The organism is Rhodococcus sp. T2V, assembly GCF_029269925.1.
Classification (GTDB): Bacteria; Actinomycetota; Actinomycetes; order Mycobacteriales; family Mycobacteriaceae; genus Rhodococcus_F; species Rhodococcus_F koreensis.
The window spans coordinates 1-316 of record NZ_JARJBD010000457.1; the positions used below are offsets into that span (position 1 = coordinate 1).

The window sequence follows — 316 nt, forward strand, 5'->3', positions numbered from 1 at the left end:
TGGTGTGTGGGTATAAGGGCGCGCCCGATGTCGCTCGGGTGGTGCCCGGTTCCACCGGCCGGGGTTGCCTTTCGTGTCGTGGGGACGGGGTCCGGGTCAGGTGAAAGCGGTCCGGATGCGATACCACGCTGCGGCAATGGCCTGGGCCCATTGCCAACTCGAATCGATCCGAACCCGGACCGCCCGGGAGCGCCGCGGGTGATGCGGGCCGCGACGTGCAGCACCCGGTAGCGGAAGGTGTCGATCTCGCAGCGGGCCAGGTCCGGGTGGTCGCCGAAGCCGATCAGCTTCGCCCAGGCGACCAGGTCGGTGGCGG

General features: G+C 70.3%; 1 pseudogene. It reads right to left on the reverse strand.

Annotated features, from left to right (window positions below):
• Positions 1-96 precede the first annotated feature (96 nt).
• Positions 97-316 (reverse strand): annotated as a pseudogene (locus P3H15_RS54820) (IS1380 family transposase); the annotation flags it as partial.